The 16,818-nt window shown below is 64.7% G+C and carries 14 protein-coding genes; 7 read left to right on the forward strand and 7 right to left on the reverse strand.

Features of this window, described 5'->3' with window-relative positions; all coding sequences use genetic code 11:
* Window positions 1-12 precede the first annotated feature (12 nt).
* From ACVWZM_RS27840 to ACVWZM_RS27870, 7 genes are all read left to right on the forward strand, one after another.
* The gene (locus ACVWZM_RS27840) at window positions 13-888 is read left to right on the forward strand and encodes a branched-chain amino acid ABC transporter permease (protein ID WP_456855356.1); all 876 of its coding nucleotides are present in this window, start codon (window positions 13-15) and stop codon (window positions 886-888) included.
* A complete protein-coding gene (locus ACVWZM_RS27845) occupies window positions 885-3,419 on the forward strand; it encodes a branched-chain amino acid ABC transporter ATP-binding protein/permease (RefSeq protein ID WP_456855357.1) in 2,535 nt (844 codons plus the stop codon). The genes ACVWZM_RS27840 and ACVWZM_RS27845 overlap by 4 nt, the downstream gene beginning before the upstream one ends.
* Before the next feature lie 31 nt (window positions 3,420-3,450).
* A complete protein-coding gene (locus ACVWZM_RS27850; RefSeq protein WP_456855358.1) occupies window positions 3,451-4,452 on the forward strand; it encodes a DUF2877 domain-containing protein in 1,002 nt (333 codons plus the stop codon).
* A gap of 103 nt (window positions 4,453-4,555) precedes the next feature.
* Window positions 4,556-4,747, forward strand: coding sequence for a hypothetical protein (locus ACVWZM_RS27855; protein WP_168855260.1), 192 nt, complete (start codon window positions 4,556-4,558; stop codon window positions 4,745-4,747).
* A gap of 10 nt (window positions 4,748-4,757) precedes the next feature.
* Window positions 4,758-6,008: a DUF1116 domain-containing protein gene (locus ACVWZM_RS27860; RefSeq protein ID WP_456855359.1), complete on the forward strand. Its 1,251-nt coding sequence runs from the start codon at window positions 4,758-4,760 to the stop codon at window positions 6,006-6,008.
* Window positions 6,005-7,546 (forward strand): acyl-CoA synthetase FdrA, encoded by a 1,542-nt coding sequence (gene fdrA / locus ACVWZM_RS27865; protein WP_456855360.1) that lies wholly within the window; start codon window positions 6,005-6,007, stop codon window positions 7,544-7,546. The genes ACVWZM_RS27860 and fdrA overlap by 4 nt, the downstream gene beginning before the upstream one ends.
* Window positions 7,530-8,489: a carbamate kinase gene (locus ACVWZM_RS27870; RefSeq protein WP_456855361.1), complete on the forward strand. Its 960-nt coding sequence runs from the start codon at window positions 7,530-7,532 to the stop codon at window positions 8,487-8,489. The genes fdrA and ACVWZM_RS27870 overlap by 17 nt, the downstream gene beginning before the upstream one ends.
* A 127-nt stretch (window positions 8,490-8,616) precedes the next feature.
* Here ACVWZM_RS27870 and ACVWZM_RS27875 read toward each other — a convergent pair whose 3' ends face one another.
* The 7 genes from ACVWZM_RS27875 to ACVWZM_RS27905 form a co-directional block, all read right to left on the reverse strand.
* Window positions 8,617-9,549, reverse strand: coding sequence for a sugar-binding protein (locus ACVWZM_RS27875; RefSeq protein WP_225642735.1), 933 nt, complete (start codon window positions 9,547-9,549; stop codon window positions 8,617-8,619).
* Between the two features lie 96 nt (window positions 9,550-9,645).
* On the reverse strand, window positions 9,646-10,728 hold the full coding sequence (locus tag ACVWZM_RS27880) for an ABC transporter permease (RefSeq protein ID WP_456855362.1): 1,083 nt from the start codon (window positions 10,726-10,728) through the stop codon (window positions 9,646-9,648).
* Complete coding sequence (locus ACVWZM_RS27885; protein ID WP_092081449.1) at window positions 10,728-11,492, reverse strand: ATP-binding cassette domain-containing protein; 765 nt, start codon at window positions 11,490-11,492, stop codon at window positions 10,728-10,730. The genes ACVWZM_RS27880 and ACVWZM_RS27885 overlap by 1 nt, the downstream gene beginning before the upstream one ends.
* A 35-nt stretch (window positions 11,493-11,527) precedes the next feature.
* On the reverse strand, window positions 11,528-12,886 hold the full coding sequence (locus ACVWZM_RS27890) for a carbohydrate porin (RefSeq protein ID WP_076826941.1): 1,359 nt from the start codon (window positions 12,884-12,886) through the stop codon (window positions 11,528-11,530).
* A gap of 305 nt (window positions 12,887-13,191) precedes the next feature.
* The gene (locus ACVWZM_RS27895) at window positions 13,192-14,253 is read right to left on the reverse strand and encodes an ABC transporter permease (RefSeq protein WP_057017424.1); all 1,062 of its coding nucleotides are present in this window, start codon (window positions 14,251-14,253) and stop codon (window positions 13,192-13,194) included.
* Window positions 14,250-15,776 carry a sugar ABC transporter ATP-binding protein gene (locus ACVWZM_RS27900; RefSeq protein ID WP_456855363.1) on the reverse strand — a complete coding sequence of 509 codons (1,527 nt, stop codon included), beginning with the start codon at window positions 15,774-15,776 and terminating at the stop codon, window positions 14,250-14,252. Before ACVWZM_RS27900 ends, ACVWZM_RS27895 begins: the two co-directional genes overlap by 4 nt.
* Before the next feature lie 64 nt (window positions 15,777-15,840).
* A complete protein-coding gene (locus tag ACVWZM_RS27905; protein ID WP_057017426.1) occupies window positions 15,841-16,806 on the reverse strand; it encodes a sugar-binding protein in 966 nt (321 codons plus the stop codon).
* Window positions 16,807-16,818: the final 12 nt, after the last annotated feature.

A 16,818-nucleotide genomic window follows, 5' to 3' on the forward strand; every position in this document is an offset into this window, starting at 1 on the left:
GGGTGGTCATCGATGTCATTTCTTCCCGCGGTGATAACAGGACTGGCGCTTGGGAGCATGTACGGGCTGCTTGCGCTTGGCTTCCACGTTACCTACGCCGTCTCCGGCACGGTCAATTTCTCCCAGGGCAGCTCGATGACCCTGGGAGCCGTTGCCGGATACTTCTTCCTCGTGCTGTGGGGATGGCCGGCCGCGGCCGGCATTCCCGCCGTTCTGCTCGTCTGCGCGGTCTATGGCCTGCTGATTGAGCGCTTTGCCGTCCGGCCGTTCGTGCAGCGCGGCTCCGACAACTGGCTGATGGCAACCGTTGCGGTTGGCATCATCGTCGACAACCTGATGATGTTCGTCTTCGGCAAGGAGCCGCGCAGCTTTCCGTCCGTCCTGGCGGCCAAGCCGATCCAGATCGTCGAGGGCGCGGGGGTCTATCCGTTGCAGCTCCTGATCCCCGTGCTCGGATTGCTGCTCGCGCTGGCACTTCATCTGCTCAGTCGCCGGACGCGCCACGGCGTCGCCATGCTCGCGGTGGTCCAGAACCCGAACGCAGCGCGGCTGATGGGCATCAACGTCAGCGGCGCCATCGCGGCAAGCTACGCGGTCTCGGCGATGCTGGCCGGGGTTGCGGCGCTGCTGATCGCTCCCCTGTTCAACGTGTCCTCCGAAATGGGCACGCTGTTCGGCATCAAGGCCTTCGCGGCGGCGATCATCGGCGGCCTCGGCAGCGCCTGGGGCGTGATGCTGGCCGGGCTCTGTCTCGGCCTGATCGAGGTGTTCGCGACCAATTACCTGGGATCAGTCTACACCCAGATCATCACATTCGCCTCGGTGATCGCGATCCTTGTCGTCCTCCCCCATGGGCTGCTCGGCCGAGCCGGAGTGAAAAAGGTATGACCTCTCGCGTCTCTATTCTCGCCGCCGTCGCGGCACTCGCGGCCGCTATCCTCTATGCTGCCGTCGCCGACAGCTACGGCGTGTTCCTGGCCGCGACCATCTCGCTGACGGCGATCGCCTGTATCGGCCTCAACGTGCTGCTCGGTCTGGCGGGGCAGATCTCGCTCGGCCACATCGGCTTCATGGCGATCGGGGCCTATACGACCGTGCTCCTGATGGAGAAGGCGGGGTGGCCTTATCTGGCGGCGACGGCTGCCGCGATTGCTCTTGTCAGCGTCGTCGGTGGTCTGCTCGCCATGCCGGCCTTGCGCGTGCGAGGTCCATATCTCGCGATGGTGACGATCGCCTTCGGCTTCATCGTCGAGCACGGCACGATCGAGTGGCGCGACCTCACGGGCGGCGGCAACGGCCTGATCCTGACCGCGCCGCCGGAAGTGTTCGGCTTTCCGCTGTCGGAGCGGCATTTGGCGATCGCGGGCATCGTGCTGGTGTTCGCCGGCCTCATCCTGTTCGAGCGCCTGAAGCGGAGCGGCTGGGGCTACGCCATGCGTGCCGCCCGCGACACCGAGGTTGCGACGCGCTCGATCGGCATTGATCTCGTGCGGGTCCGCACCGTGGCGTTCATCATCTCGGCCGCAGCGATGGCTTTGGCGGGGGCGCTGTTTGCGCCCCTGCAGGGCTATATCAGCCCGAGTTCGTTCCCCTTTCTGCAGTCGATCCTGCTGCTGTTCGGCGTCATGGTCGGCGGCGCCGGCTCGGCGCTGGGGCCGGTGATCGGGGCGACGCTCGTCGTGCTGCTGCCAGAAATGCTGTCCGATCTCGCGGAGTATCGTCTGCTTGCCTTTGGCGTGCTGCTTTTCGCCGTGCTGCGGCTCGCGCCCTCAGGCATCATGGGGCTGCTCGAGCAATTCGCGGCAAGGTTCCTGCCGACGGGATCGAAGGCCGATACGGGCGCAATGGGCGCCGAGCCGGTCGCCGACCTCGGCATCGGGACCAGCAGCGCGTCGCGTCTTGACGTCGCAAACCTCTCGATCTCGTTCGGCGGTGTCCGCGCCGTGCAGGACGTCTCGTTCACCGCCGAACCCGGCACGGTGACCAGCGTCATCGGCCCCAATGGTGCGGGCAAAACCAGCGCGCTGAATCTGCTTTGCGGCTTCTACCGTCCGAAATCCGGCACCGTGAAGCTTGGCGACCGCGACGTCACCGGCTTGCCGTCGCACCAGCTTGCGCGTGTCGGAGTGGCGCGAACGTTCCAGACGACGCAGCTCTTCGGCTCGCTCTCGATCATCGAGAATGTCCTGCTGGCGGCGACGGCCGGCAAGCTCGGTAACATCGTGTCGGCGCTGCACAATGACGCGCAGGAGCGCCTTGCACGGTCGCTGTTGCGCTTTGCGGGTGTCGACGGCGATTTGAGCAGACGCGCGGACGCGCTGCCCCATGGTGAGAAGCGACTGGTCGAGATCGCGAGGGCGCTCGCCTTGCGTCCGAAGGTCCTGTTGCTCGACGAGCCGGCCGCGGGTCTTTCGAAGGGCGACAAGCAGCGGCTGACGGTTCTGCTCCGTCGCATCGCGGAGACCGGGATCGCGGTCATCATCGTCGAGCACGACATGCCGATGATCATGTCGCTAAGCGACCTCATCGTCGTTCTCGATGGCGGCAAGCGCATCGCGATCGGCGATGCGGCGGCGATCCGCAACGATCCGCTGGTCCGCAAGGCCTATCTCGGCGATGCGCCGTCGGGTGAGCGGCGCCGTGCGCCGCGCCCGGCAAAACAAGGCACGGCGCTCGAAGTCCGCACGCTCGATGCCTTCTATGGCCTGTCGCGGGCGCTCGGTGGGATCGACCTTGCCGTCGCGCCCGGCGAGGCCATCGCCGTACTCGGCGCCAATGGAGCGGGCAAAACCACCCTGATGCGCTCGATTGCCGGTCTCGAACCACCGCGGTCGGTCGGCGAGATCCGGCTGTCCGGCGCCCGCGTCGACAAGATGCCGGCGCATATCCGCGCCAGGGCCGGCATCGTGCTGGTACCCGAAGGACGGCAGGTGTTTCCCGAGCTGACGGTGCGGCAGAACTTGCAGCTCGGCGCTTTCGCACGCAAGGGTCTCGAACTCGACGCGGAGATCGACGCGATGTTTGCCCGCTTTCCGCGCCTGAAGGAGCGTATCAACCATCGCGCGGGCCTTTTGTCGGGCGGCGAGCAGCAGATGCTCGCAGTCGCGCGTGGGCTCCTGACCGCGCCCAAGGTCTTCATGCTTGACGAGCCGTCGCTTGGACTGGCGCCGCTTGTCGTCGACGAGTTGTTCGCCTCGTTCGAGCAGCTTCGCGTCGAGGGGATGACCCTGATCGTGGTCGACCAGATGGCCGGGCAAGCCCTTGCGCTTGCCGACAGGGCCTACCTGCTTGAGACCGGCACCATCCTGAAGAGCGGTGCGGCCGAAATCATCGCGGAGGATCCCTCGCTTGAAGCCGCCTATCTCGGCGGAGAGGCCCACGGGAGTAGCGTGCCGCGAACCGCCGTGCTCACGTCCTGACGCCATGGTTGCGCAGCAGGAGATCGGTGTGATGCGGCTAGGCAATACGTTTCGCGACCTGCCCGGCGCGCCCGTGTCTGAACGATTCGACGGCGGTGCCGTAATCGAGGTCGGCGTGCTTGCGCGCCGCGCGCTGCGCAGCGGACGGCGCGGCCGTATTGCGGCGGTGTTCGAGCGCAGCCTTTATGCGGTGCTCGACGATTGCTGGATCTGCATCGGTGTCAAAGACCTCGGCTCCGGCCCGCTGCATCTTCGGTGCACCGGGATCGAGCCGCGGCTGCTCGTTCCCGGACAAGAGGTTGCGATCGTCGACACGATGCTGCTCGTCGACGGTATGCGGTTTGCCGGTTTCGAGACGGCCTCCGTATGGGCGCCGCCGCCTTCGCCGGAATGGACGCTCGACAGTTTGCGGGTAGGGCTTGCGATGGTCGATCAGGTCTGGCGTCGCTTGCCGGTCGAGCAGGGGCTGGCCGCCTCGGGTGGCGCGGAGCCGCCCACAAGGCCGTCGCGGGTGCTCGCTGCCGCGGCGCCGGCGCTCGCCGCGCTCAAGCAATTGATCGAGGCCGGGCTTCGCGGAGAGCGATGCGTACCGCGTGACTACCCGGAGATCGTCGAATTGATCGGACTTGGTCCCGGGCTCACGCCATCCGGCGACGACTTGATCGGCGGCGCGCTGGTCGCGCTCGCCAGCCTCGGCCGTCTCGCGACGCGCGACGCGCTGTGGAAGACCTGTCGCGCGCATCTCGGCCGGACCAATCAGATCAGTGCCGCCCACCTGCACAGTGCCGTGCTTGGCTTCGCGGCGGCGGCGCTCCATGAAGCCATCGACGCGACGATTGGCGGACGGGTCGATCGTATCAAGTCCGCGGTCGCGGCGCTGTCGCGGATCGGGCAAAGCTCTGGACTGGATGCGTTTGCAGGTGCGCTGATGGTGTTGCGCGCGATCGAGTGCCGGCTGCTCAACGACAGCGCGCTGCATCATGCCGGCCTCACCGGCAACGGCCCGCCGACGCGATCAATCGCAGGGGCCTAAACGATCATGCGCCGCGACGGGAATTGGACGACTGGTCGCGCGTGTTTGACAAAGTAAAAACTTTCTTACTAAGGTAGATGCATCGGATCTCGGGAGGCCGCAAGTGGTGACCAAGCAGGAAGGGACGCCGAGCGGGCGTTTGTTGATGAGCAAGCCGAGCGTGGTGAACGTCGGGCTGGCAGGCTTTGTGAAGGACTTGCGGGACTGCGATGTCGAGGTCGTACAGGTCGACTGGACGCCTCCTGCCGACGGCGATCCCAAAATGGCGGCACTGCTCGCCAAGCTCGGTACGTGAGAGCGCGGCCATGAAGCTGATCGAAGACGCCAACAAGCAGGCGCTGGCCCGCATCCTCGAGGGTGAGCCCAGGCTGATCGATATCGTTCCGGCACGCGACGTGCTGGAAGGGTTGAAGGAACGCATGATCCTTCATGCCGGGCCGCCGATCACCTGGGACCGAATGTGCGGTCCGATGCGTGGCGCGGTGGCAGGCGCCATCGTGTTCGAAGGCTGGGCTCCGGATCTTGAAGCCGCCTTCGAACTCGCGGCCGGCGGCGGCGTCGCCTTCCACCCCAATCATCATTTCGGCGCGGTTGGTCCGATGACCGGCATGACCACGGTCTCCATGCCGGTGTTCGTCGTCGAGAACGTCAAATACGGCAACCGCGCCTACTGCGCCATCAACGAGGGCCTTGGCAAGGTCATGCGCTTCGGCGGCAATGACGATAGCGTGCTGGCCCGCCTCGGCTGGCTGCGTGATGTATTTGGGCCGGTGCTGGCCAGGGCGATCCGCGCGCATGGCGGGATCGACCTGAAGGCGATCATCGCGCGCGGACTCTCGATGGGCGATGAAATGCACCAGCGCAACCTGGCCTGCTCCAGCGTGTTCCTGCGCGAGATCGGGTCGGCGCTGGCGCGCACCTCGACGGACAACGAGGTTCTCGCAAGCTGCATTGGCTTCATCGCGCAGAACGATCAGTTCTTTCTCAACATCGCGATGGCGATGGGCAAAGCGCTGACCGATCCCGCCAGCGGGATTCGCGGTTCGACGGTGGTGACCGCGATGTGCCGCAACGGAACCGACTTCGGGGTCCGTGTCAGCGGATTGGGCGATCGCTGGTTCACGGCGCCGGTGGAAATGCCGGAAGGACTCTATTTCCCGAGCTATTCGCGCAAGGATGCCAATCCCGACATGGGCGACTCCGCGATCGTCGAGACGGTCGGGCTTGGTGGCTTCGCGATGGCAGCAGCTCCGGCAGTTGCCGGATTCATCGGCGCCGGGGCGCCGTCGTCGGCGGGCAATTTCACGCGGGCAATGAGTGAAATCACCGTCGGGCAGAATCCGGAATGGACGATCCCCGCGCTCGACTTTGCTGGCGTGCCGACCGGCATCGACGTTCGCCTGGTGGTGGAGACCGGCCTTGCACCGGTCATCAACACCGGCATCGCGCATCGCGAGCCCGGCATCGGCCAGGTCGGCGCCGGCGTGGTGCGGGCGCCGATGGCCTGCTTCCGGCAGGCCGTTCTCGCCATTGCGGAAGATCTGGGGGTGTCATGAGCGCGTTTGTCCTGAACGAAATTCGCAAGGGCTTCTATCTCGACTCGGTGGCGTTGATGCGGTTGTCGCGCGAGATCGCGTCGGCGGCGGGCGTCATCGAAGCCGCGCTGATGATGGGCACGCCGTCCAACCAGGCGATCCTGCGCAACGCCGGATTGCTTGATGGCGAGGTGATCGCGCAGGGCAATGATCTGATCCTCGCGATCAGGGCCGAGAGCGAAGCGGCGGCACGCGTCGCGCTTGCCGAAGCACAAAAGGCGCTCGATCGCCCCAAGACGAGCAGCACGGGCGAAGCGGCGTGGCGGCCGCGCAGCATTGCCGCGGCCGTCAAGGCCGCACCCGCCGCCAACCTCGCCCTGATCTCCGTTCCCGGCGAGTTCGCCGCGGCAGAAGCGCGCAAGGCGCTGAACCGCGGACTTCATGTCCTGATGTTCAGCGACAATGTCTCGATTGCGGATGAATTGTCGCTGAAGCAGCAGGCGCGCGAAGCGGGCCTCTTGATGATGGGACCGGACTGCGGCACGGCGATCATCGGCGGCGCGCCGCTCGCCTTCGCCAACCGGCTGAAGCGTGGGAGGATCGGGATCATCGGCGCATCCGGGACCGGGACGCAGGAGGTGTCGTGCCTGCTGTCCGAGGCGGGCGAAGGCATTTCCCACGCTATCGGCGTCGGCGGACGGGATTTGAAGAAGGAGATCGGCGGCATCACGACATTGATGGCGATCGACGCCCTTGATGCCGATCCCGAGACCGATCGCGTCGTGCTCATCTCCAAGCCGCCGCATCCGGACGTCGCCCGGGCCGTGCTCGGCCGGATCGGAAACAGCTCGAAGCCCTACACGGTGTGCTTCATCGGCGCCGCCTCGGCGGATCTGCCGTCAAATGCACGCTTTGCCGGTACGTTGAGGGAAGCGGCCGAGAAAACCCTCGGCAACGGCCGGAGCATTGGCGGCAAGTTCGACGCTGCCGCCGTGGCTGCGCGTTTGCCGCCGCGACGCAAGGCGGCGCAGCGCATCGAAGGGCTGTTCGCCGGCGGCACGCTCTGTGCCGAGGCTCAGGTGATCCTTGCCGCGGGCGGTCGCAAGGTGGCATCGAATGCCGCCATTCCCGGCGTCCCGCATTTCAGCGACCCGGAAGCGCAGGGGAGGGACTGCATCGTCGACCTCGGGGCCGACGAATATACCCAGGGCCGGCCGCATCCGATGATCGATCCCTCGGTGCGCGACGATGCCTTGCGGGCGGCGCTGGTCGATCCCGCGGTCGCGGTCATCCTGCTCGATCTCGTGATCGGATACGGCGCACATGACAATCCGGCAGCGCATCTTGCGGCTGTCGTGGCGGGCCGCGCGGATGACGCGCCGGTCCTGGTTGCGTCGGTGACGGGGACCGAGCTCGATCGCCAGTTGCGTTCGGCGCAGATCAGGCTGCTCGAGGACGCCGGCATCGTGGTGGCGCCGTCGAATGCCCAGGCCTGCGACCTTGCTCTCGCTTTTTCCGTCAACGACGTCAGGATGCCGCGCTATGCGAACACTCAATGAGGTCCCGCGCCGTCTCGTGATCGCGATCGGCGGCAATGCCGTCCACCCCGAAGACATCAGCGGCACCTCGGACGAGCAGAAGGCGGTCGCCCAGCATACGGCCGAGGCGCTGCTGCCGCTCGCTGCGCTCGACAACGAACTGGTGATCACCCACGGCAACGGGCCGGTGGTGGGCAAGATCATGATGCGCCAGATGCTGACGATGAGCCGGATCCCGCCGATGTCGATGGACATCTGCGTCGCGCACAGCCAAGGTGGCATCGGCTATCTTCTGATGCAGGCGATTGAGAACGTCTTGCGCGCGCATGGCAAAGGCCGGCACGTCGCCAGCCTGCTGACCCAGGTCGAGGTCGACGCCAACGATCCCGCCTTCGCCAATCCGACCAAGTTCGTCGGACCGTTTTTCACGGAGCAGGAAGCCCAGCGCATCAGCGCCGAGTTGAACTGGAAAATGCGCGAGGACTCCGGACGTGGCTGGCGCCATGTCGTGCCGTCTCCGAAACCGAAACATGTCTGCGACATTTCGCTGGTCGACGCGCTGGTCAAGCGCGGCACCATCGTCATCGCAGGCGGCGGCGGCGGTATGCCCGTGATCCGCGACGAACGGGGCGTGCGCACCGGCGTGCCGGCAGTGATCGACAAGGATCTGACCTCGGCCCATATCGCCAACGTGCTTGGTATCGAGGAACTGCTGATCCTGACCGCGGTGCCCCGCGTCGCGATCAATTTTGGCAAGCTCGACAAGAGGGAGCTGGATCAGGTCAGCCTAGCGCAGATTAAGGCCTATCATCGCGAGGGCCATTTTCCGCCGGGAAGCATGGGGCCCAAGGTCGATGCCGCCATCCGCTTTCTCGAAGGTGGTGGCAAGCGCGCGATCATCAGCCATCTTAATTGCGCAATGGGCGCGCTGACCGGCGAGACCGGGACCCACATAGTTCCCTAGCGTTCGTCAAATGCGATGGCGGCACCATTGATGATGGCCGCCGGGATCTGCCCGGCGGGATACCGATGTCGGTCGGCCGCGAGCACAGGCCCGGAACCATGCCGTTCCGCTCGGGCTGCCTGCGCGCCTATTTCAGCATCGCCGCGACGTTGTCCTTTGTCACAACGTCGAGACCGGTGTGGATGATCGGCGGCGCCTTCTGGCCTTTCTTGATGGCAAGCAGCGTGTCCATCGCTTTCTCGCCCATTTCGAACGGGCGCTGGCCGATCAGCGCATTGGCGTAACCCTCGTTCAGGAGTTCAAGCTGCATCTTGAGGGTATCGGCCACGACGAGCGTGAACTTGCCGGCGTCCATGTCCTTCTTGCTCTTGCTGGCGAACGCCTTGAAGCCTTCGGGCGCGAACATCGGCCAGCCACCGACCGGGATGATGGCTGCAAGGTCGGGAGCAGCGGTGCGCAGATCGGTCATCTGCTGAACGCCGAGCGCGGGATCGTCGTTGCAGAAGGTCGGCGAGCCCCCGACCTCGGTCCACTTCGAGCCCTTGAGTGCCTCACGCACGCCGTCGACCCGCTCGGCCAGGTTCTCCGCACCCGGCCCGCCGGAGATCATCGCGTATCTGCCGCCATCAGGCCGCAGCTTCAGCAATTGCTTGCCGAGCGCGAGGCCGAACTCCTTGTTGTCGGTGCCGATATAGGCAATCCGCTTCGAGCCCGGCGCGTCCGAGTCGAAGGTGATGACGGGAATGCCGGCTGCACTTGCCGCCTCGATCGACTTGGTCATCGCGGCAACGTCGGCAACCGAGATGGCCAGGCCATCCACCTTTTGAGTGACGAAATCCTGGATGATCTGCGCTTGCGTCGCCGGCTCGTGCTCGACAGGACCCTTGTAGATGCATTCGATGTTGCCGAGCTCCTTGGCGCGTTTCTGGCAGCCGTCGCGCGCGAAATCGAAGAACGGGTTGTTCATGGCCTTGGGCACGATCACGAATCTGTAGCTCTGGGCCAGGCCAGGCGTTGCCATCATGGCGAGGACCGCAGCGGCAAGAAGTGCCTTTCTCATTGTTTCCCTCCACATTTCTTATCGTGCCTATCCGCTCAAATCTGCGGCTCCGGGAGGCGGATAGGCGGACATCCATGATCCTCCAGGACGAACTCTTCAGGCCATGCGCAAGCGGAGACGATCGACCAGCACCGCGGCGATGATGATCACGCCCACCAGGGTCTGCTGCCAGTACGAGTTGACCTGCGCGAGCACGAGGCCGTTGCGGATCACCTCGAGCAGCACGCAGCCGACAATGGCCCCGAGCGGGCCGCCGGCGCCGCCCGCGAGATTGGCGCCGCCGATGACAGCTGCCGCAATCACGTTGAGCTCATAGGATGTCGCCATGTTCGCCGGCGCCGATCCCAGCCAGCCCGAGACGATGATGCCCTGCAGACCCGCCGCGAGCGCACAGATCACGTAGATCTCGATCTTCACCCGGACGACCGAGATGCCGGTCAGCGCGGCCGCCTTCTCGTTGCCGCCGACGGCAAAGACGTGGCGGCCGAAACCAGTGTGATGCAGCACGACCGCCATCGCCAGCGCGAGAACCACGAGATAGATGAACGGCGCCGGCATGCCGAACACAACGCCGGATGTCAGCGTGTAGAAATATTCGGCGTCGGGGCCGCCGGGAAAACTGCCGCGGCCGTTGGAGACGACGTAGCCGAGGCCGCGCACGATCGAGAGCATGCCGAGCGTCGTGACGAACGGCGACAGTCCAAGCACCGCGATGCAGAAGCCATTGACGAGGCCGACAATCAGCGCGACGCCGAGCCCCGCCAGAACCGAGACGAGCAGAATCAAGCCCGGCATATTGGCAATCACGGTCTTGCCGTCAGGGGCTAAATGCACGAACCACTCCGCGCCGGGCATGCCCGGTGTCGAGACGTGCGTCATCACCATTGAGGTGGTCATCGCTGAAAAGCACATCACGGAGCCGACCGAGAGATCGATGCCGCCCGTGATGATGACGAAGGTCATGCCGAGCGTGGCGATGGCGATGAAGGAAAAGTTCTTCGCCACATTCTGTATGTTGCCTGCGGTCAGGAAATAGGGGCTGGCGAAGTTCATCAGCACGAACAGCGCCGCCAGCGCCAGCAGGACGTAGCCGGTCTGCGAGGCGAACAGGCCGCTGCGCCACCATCTGGCCTTGCCGACATTGGTGAAGGTGAGGGGAGATTCCAGGGGCGTGGCCATCACGCAGCCTCCTTCGCTCCCGTGATGAGGGAGGTGACTTCCTCGGGGCTGGTGTCGCCGATCGCCTTGTCGGCGCGCTTCTCGCCGCGCCGCATGACGACGACGCGGTCGCAGACAGCGAACACGTCGGGCATGCGGTGCGAGATCAGCATGACCGCGACGCCCTGTTCCTTCAGGCGATGGATCAGGCCGAGGACCTGCTCGACCTGGCGAACCGAAATCGCGGCAGTCGGCTCGTCCATCATCACCAGCCTGGCGTTGGAGAGCCGCGTCCGCGCGATCGCGACCGCTTGGCGCTGGCCGCCCGACATCTGCTTGACGAGATCGTGCGGGCGGGTCTCCGAGCGCAGCTCGCCGAACAGCTGCAGCGCGCGCGCTGCCATCGCCTTGTGGTCGAGCAAGGCGAATGGACCAAGCTTGCGCTTGAGCTCGCGGCCGAGGAAGACATTGGCCGCCGCAGTGAGATTGTCGGCGAGTGCGAGGTCCTGGTAGACCACTTCTATGCCGACCGCACGGGCATCGATCGGACGGGCGAAATGAACCGCCTTGCCGTCAAAGCGGATCTCGCCGTGACTTGGCGGAAAGTTGCCGGCAATGATCTTGACGAGCGTCGACTTGCCGGCGCCGTTGTCGCCCATCAGGCCGACCACCTCGCCGGGCGACACGCGGAGGTCGACGCCATGCAACGCGCGAATGGCGCCGAACTCCTTGCCGATGCCCTTCAACTCCAGGACCGCTAGCCCGGCGTCGTGAGGGGTTACCATGGCTGGCTTTGCTCAAGCATGCTGGCCACCTCCGCTCAGAAGTGCACCAGCGTGCGCAGACCGAGAATCCAGGCGTTGTCGGTCTTCACGCCGGCGGCATTGTACCCGCGCCCGCCAGGATGCATCACATACTGGGCGTCGAACTTCAGGTTCATCCAGCCCGTCGCCTGCCACCCGTACCAGGCTTCGATCGGAACTTCGTTTCCTCCGGCGTTGGGCGTGAGCGCAGCGGTATTCACATGGGTCGTACCGACCGCAAAGCCGACTTCGTCCTCCGGGCGCGAGGCGAACGTTCCGGTGTGCCTGAAGCCGAATGCAATCTGGTAATCCTGGTACGACGTGCGGTGGTCGGCGACGGTCGTATTGAGGAAGGTGTACCAGCCCTGTGCCTTGGGACCTTCAACCGTCAGCCGCTGCAGGATCGATTCATAGACGCCATAACGACCGCGCGAATCTCCGAGATTCTGGTCCGAGACGCCGCCGGTGCCCGGAGAGATCGCAATGATCCCCGGCAGGCCGCCATCAATTGTCGATGCGCTGTCATACCAGCCGCCAAATCTCCAGGTCCCGTTCAACGGACCGCTCGGCGCCCAGACCACCTCGACCGGCACCAGAACGCCCGAGGCGGGGCTAGAGCCGGGGACACCCGGCAGGAAGTAAGTCGCGGAGTCCGACGTCGTCAGGTAGTTCGGGTTGGCGTCGTAGACGCCGACCGAGAGCTGCCATTCCTTGGCGAAGTTGTAGTGCACCACACCGGCCCATTGGCTCACCGGCCAATTGTAGATGTAGCCACCCTGGATGTTGCCGGGCTGGCCGCCGCAGAAGGTCAGGTTGATGAACTCGCAGAGACCAAAGAAGAAGTCGGAGCCGACCGGAAGACGGCCGCCCTTGAGCTCAAGGCGATCATCGAACAGCTTCTGCGAGTAGTAGAGTTCGGTCAGGCGAAGAATGCTGCCGCGGCCGAACACTTCGTTGGTCAGCTGCAGCGCCGGAATTCCCGCCTCGTCATTCAGGTTGCGGCCGAAGCGGTCGACCAGCGTGAGGCCAACCGTGCCGCCATGGATGCCGGCAAGTTTTGCCATGTCGAACTTGGCCTGAAAGAAAAGCTGTCCGGCTTGGGTCGCGGTGTTCCTGTTGCCGCCCGACAAATTGCCGACGGCTTCGTCGCCCAGTGTCAGGGCCAGCGAGATCCCTCGCTCCTTTAGTTGCGTCCTGCCGAGATCGCCGAACAGATATGGTCTTGTCCAGAAGTCATCGGTCTCGGTGTAAGGCACCGGCGGAGCCTTCGACATGAGATCGGCCGCATGCGCGCCGCCGCCGCTGAACAGAGATAACAACGCCAACGCCATCCCCACGCCGCACGCCCGCGCGGTGTTTACAGACCTAAGTGACATTTTCTGCACTCCCAGCGTCCCCGGCTTTGTCTATTTTTGTGCCACGTTCCCGCCCAAAGACCTTGCGGGGAACGCGATAGTTTCAATTCATCGCTCTATCAATCAGAGATAGAATGCGCGCACGCAAAGCCCTCCGAGACGGTCGCGAGGGTCTGCCTGCGGCTCACTGGGCCAGGCTTGCTGCGCCAAATTGGATACGAGCGCCGCGAGCTTGATCGATCTTGCGCCTCGAACTCCTTCCCCTCGTTCCTCTACTCAAGCCGCCGCGACCATATTCCCGGTCCGGGTTCTTCCTTTTCGAGTTGTCATGCCTGATCGCCCGTCGTCGTCGGCAACGCAGCTGCGCTATGCTGAGCTGCGCCCTGCAGAATTGTGCTTTCCTTCGATCTTGGCGCAGTGCGGGCGAGGCCTGCCAGCGCGGCTTTGCGCCGTCGACGGGCCTGCAATTGCTGATCCGCCAGCACACCGATCAGGATCACGGTCCCCATCACCGCGAAGTTCAGCGAATTGGGAATGCCGAGGATGTTCACAAGGTTCTGCAGCACCTGCAGCAACGCCGTCCCCAGCACGATGCCCAGAATGGAGCCCTCGCCGCCGCGCAGGCTACAGCCGCCGAGGACGGCCGCCGCGATCGCATAGAGTTCGTAGAAGTTGCCGAAGGAACTCGGAGAAACCGAGTTGGTGTAGAACACAAACATCACGGTCGAGACGCCGGCGAGCGCGCCGCTGATGACATAGGCGGTCGCAATCACGAGATTGGTGTTGATGCCGGAGAAGCGCGCCGCTTCCTCGTTCTTGCCCACGGCATAAAGCCAGCGCCCGTAGACCGAGCGGTGCAGCAGTACGCCGAGGATCAGCGCAAGGATGATCAGGAAGATGAAGGTGTTCGGGATGCCCGCAATATTACCGGAGGCGATGTTGCTCAGCGTGCTCGCCTCGTCACCGTAGCCGAAGCCGCGTGTCGAATCGCTGGTGTAATAGCGCGCGGCGCCGCGATAGATCAGCAGGCCGCACAGCGTTACGATGAAGGGCTGCATTTTCAGCCGTGTAATCAGGAAGCCCTGGATGCCGCCCAGCGCAAGCCCGCCCATCAGGACCAGCACCAGCGCGAACGGCCAGGGCACCTGATAGGTCGTCAGCAGGTCGACGAAGATGACGCCGAGTAGCGCGAACATCGAGCCGAGCGAAAGATCGATTCCTCCGGTGATGATGACGAGGCCTTCACCGAGCGCGAACACGCCGAACAGGCCGATCAGATTGGCCATGTTCAGCAGATTCACGACCGACAGGAAGGCCGGATTGATCGCGGCGGTGATGGCGGAGATCACCGCCAGCAGCAAGAATAGGCCGAGTTCCTTCTTCATCATGGCGCAGCGGCCTCCATGGTTTCGAGCGCCTGGCCGACCGCCAGCCTCAACACGTTGTATTCGCTGAACTGGTCGCGCTCGATCACGCCGCTGACACTGCCTTCATGCATCACCGCCACCCGGTCGGAGACGCCGATCACTTCCTCCATGTCCGAGGAGATCATCACGATCGCGACGCCCTGGTCGGCGAGGCTGCGCATCAGCGCGTAGATCTCGCTCTTGGCGCCGACATCGATGCCGCGGGTCGGCTCGTCGAAGAACATCACGCGCGGCTGCATGGAGAGCCACTTGCCCAGCACCACCTTCTGCTGGTTGCCGCCGGAGAGCGTCACGGCTTCGATGTCGATGCTCGGCGCCTTGATGGACAGCCGCCTGGCCTGGTCTTTGGCGATTCTGAGCTCGGCCGCGCCGTTGACCAGCCACATCCGCGCATGATCCAGCAGGCTCGCGAGCGTAATGTTCTCTCGGATCGGCAGTTCCAGCACCAGGCCGGATTTCTTGCGATCCTCCGGCACCAGGTAGATCCCTTGCCTGATCGCGTCACGCGGCGAGGCGACGCCGACCGGGGCGTTGTCGATCCGGATCTCGCCGCCCAGCATCGGATCGACGCCGAACACCGCGCGGGCAAGCGAGGTGCGGCCGGCGCCGACGAGCCCGGCGAGGCCGAGGATCTCGCCGCGCCGCACCGACAGATTGATCTGCCGGTCGGGAAAGGCAGTGGTCACGACGCCGGCGATATCGCAGCCGCCCGGCTGCGGCGTGCAGGACGGCGGTGTATATAGCGCCTTCAGGTCGCGGCCGATCATCAGCCGGATCATGGCGGCGTGGCTGAGCTCGTCGCGCGCCAATTCCCCCACCGTGCGCCCGTCGCGCAGCACCACGACGCGATCGGCGCAGCTCATGATCTCGCCGAGCCGGTGAGAGATGTAGATCACCGAGATGCCGTGCGTCTTCAGGTCGGCGATCACCTCGAGCAGCCGTTCCGTCTCCGAAATCGTCAGGCTGGAGGTCGGTTCGTCCATGATGATGACGCGGGCGTCGATCGAGAGCGCCTTGGCGATCTCCACCATCTGGCGCTCCGCGATCGACAAATTCTCGACCAGCGTGCCCGGCGTGAAATCGGCGCCCAGCCGTTCCAGCAGCGGCATCACGCGGGCGTGCATCTGCACATTGTCCACCAGCTTCAGCGGGCCGCCGGCCAGCTTCTCGCGTCCGATGAAGACATTGGCCGCGACGTCGAGATTCTCGAACAGGTTCAGTTCCTGGTGCACGAAGGCGATGCCACATCGCGTCGCCTCGGTCACCGTCATCCGGGCGTGCTCGGTGCCGCCGATGCGGATCACGCCGGTGCTCGGCGCGATCACGCCGGCCAGCACGCGCATCAGCGTCGATTTGCCGGCGCCGTTCTCGCCGATCAGGCCCAGCACCTCGCCGCGATTGACGCGCAAATTGACGTCGTCGAGCGCCCTGACGCCGGGATAGGTCTTGCTGATTCCGCTGAGTTCCAGCAGCGTTTCCGCCATTCGGCATGTCCTCCTGCACAACGCCCGGCGGCCTGTGGCGGCCGGGCGTTGAAGCCGACTGAAGTTACTTCTTGAGTAGTTCCTTCAGATGTGCGGCGAACTCCGCGACGTTGGTCTTGCTGATCACCTTGGTCGGCACGATCAACTTGCTGTCCTTCGGAATCCAGGACTTGTCACCGTTCAGCGTCCTGATGATGTTGGTGGCGGAGAAATAGCCGAACTCGTAGGGCTGCTGCACGACCGTGGATTCGATCGTGCCGTCGGAAATGCCGCGCAGCGTCCGCTGGTCCTCGTCGAAGCCGACGATCTTGACCTTGCCGGCCTTGCCTGCGGCCTTCACCGCGTCATAGATCAGCGGCGTCTCGTAGCTCCATAGGCCGGACAGCAGCGCGATGTCGGGATATTTGACGAGCACGTTCTCCATGTTCGCCTTGGCCTTGGCGAAGTCCACCTGGTCGGTGAACACGTCGACCAGTTCGACCTTGGTGCCGGCGATCGCTTCCTTGATGCCCTGCACCCGCTCGCGGGCGTTGTCGGCGTCCATCGTTCCGACGAACAGTGCGATCTTGCCGCCGTTCGGCAGCGCCTTCTTGATCTCCTCACCGGCCTGTCGCCCCGCCGCGACGTTGTCGGTGCCGATATAGGCGAGGCGATTGCTCTGCGGCGCGTCGCTGTCCGTGGTGATCAGCACGGTCTTGGCGGCAACCTTGTTAAGTTCTTCGGTTGCATGCGGTGCATCGTCGACCGAGATCGAGATGCCGGCGACGCCGCGCACCAGCAGATCGTCCAGTTCGCGCCGCTGGCCGGCCGCCGTCCCTTCATTGGTGACGATCAATTCGATATTGTAGTCCGGGTGCTCCTTCTGCGCCTTCTCAAGCCCACGGCCCGCGATGGTCCAGAAGTCGGCCGCGACATTGGTCACCAGCGCGATGGTCTTTTTCTGCTGTGCCTGTGCTACCCCCGTCGCCATGGCGAGTGCGGCAGCGCCCGCCATGAGCGGCACGATCAATTTTCTGGTTGAGACATTCATATGCACCTCCCT

Source organism: Bradyrhizobium sp. USDA 4501, assembly GCF_054062115.1.

What these genes read in the sequence shown, in the direction of transcription:
- ACVWZM_RS27875 (WP_225642735.1), bottom strand. Translation starts at nt 9,549, where the DNA reads ATGAGAAAGGCACTTCTTGCCGCTGCGGTCCTCGCCATGATGGCAACG.
- ACVWZM_RS27860 (WP_456855359.1), top strand. Translation starts at nt 4,758, where the DNA reads ATGAAGCTGATCGAAGACGCCAACAAGCAGGCGCTGGCCCGCATCCTC.
- ACVWZM_RS27840 (WP_456855356.1), top strand. Translation starts at nt 13, where the DNA reads ATGTCATTTCTTCCCGCGGTGATAACAGGACTGGCGCTTGGGAGCATG.
- ACVWZM_RS27880 (WP_456855362.1), bottom strand. Translation starts at nt 10,728, where the DNA reads ATGGCCACGCCCCTGGAATCTCCCCTCACCTTCACCAATGTCGGCAAG.
- ACVWZM_RS27890 (WP_076826941.1), bottom strand. Translation starts at nt 12,886, where the DNA reads ATGTCACTTAGGTCTGTAAACACCGCGCGGGCGTGCGGCGTGGGGATG.
- ACVWZM_RS27845 (WP_456855357.1), top strand. Translation starts at nt 885, where the DNA reads ATGACCTCTCGCGTCTCTATTCTCGCCGCCGTCGCGGCACTCGCGGCC.
- ACVWZM_RS27850 (WP_456855358.1), top strand. Translation starts at nt 3,451, where the DNA reads ATGCGGCTAGGCAATACGTTTCGCGACCTGCCCGGCGCGCCCGTGTCT.
- ACVWZM_RS27870 (WP_456855361.1), top strand. Translation starts at nt 7,530, where the DNA reads ATGCGAACACTCAATGAGGTCCCGCGCCGTCTCGTGATCGCGATCGGC.
- ACVWZM_RS27885 (WP_092081449.1), bottom strand. Translation starts at nt 11,492, where the DNA reads ATGGTAACCCCTCACGACGCCGGGCTAGCGGTCCTGGAGTTGAAGGGC.
- ACVWZM_RS27905 (WP_057017426.1), bottom strand. Translation starts at nt 16,806, where the DNA reads ATGAATGTCTCAACCAGAAAATTGATCGTGCCGCTCATGGCGGGCGCT.
- ACVWZM_RS27895 (WP_057017424.1), bottom strand. Translation starts at nt 14,253, where the DNA reads ATGATGAAGAAGGAACTCGGCCTATTCTTGCTGCTGGCGGTGATCTCC.
- ACVWZM_RS27900 (WP_456855363.1), bottom strand. Translation starts at nt 15,776, where the DNA reads ATGGCGGAAACGCTGCTGGAACTCAGCGGAATCAGCAAGACCTATCCC.
- fdrA (WP_456855360.1), top strand. Translation starts at nt 6,005, where the DNA reads ATGAGCGCGTTTGTCCTGAACGAAATTCGCAAGGGCTTCTATCTCGAC.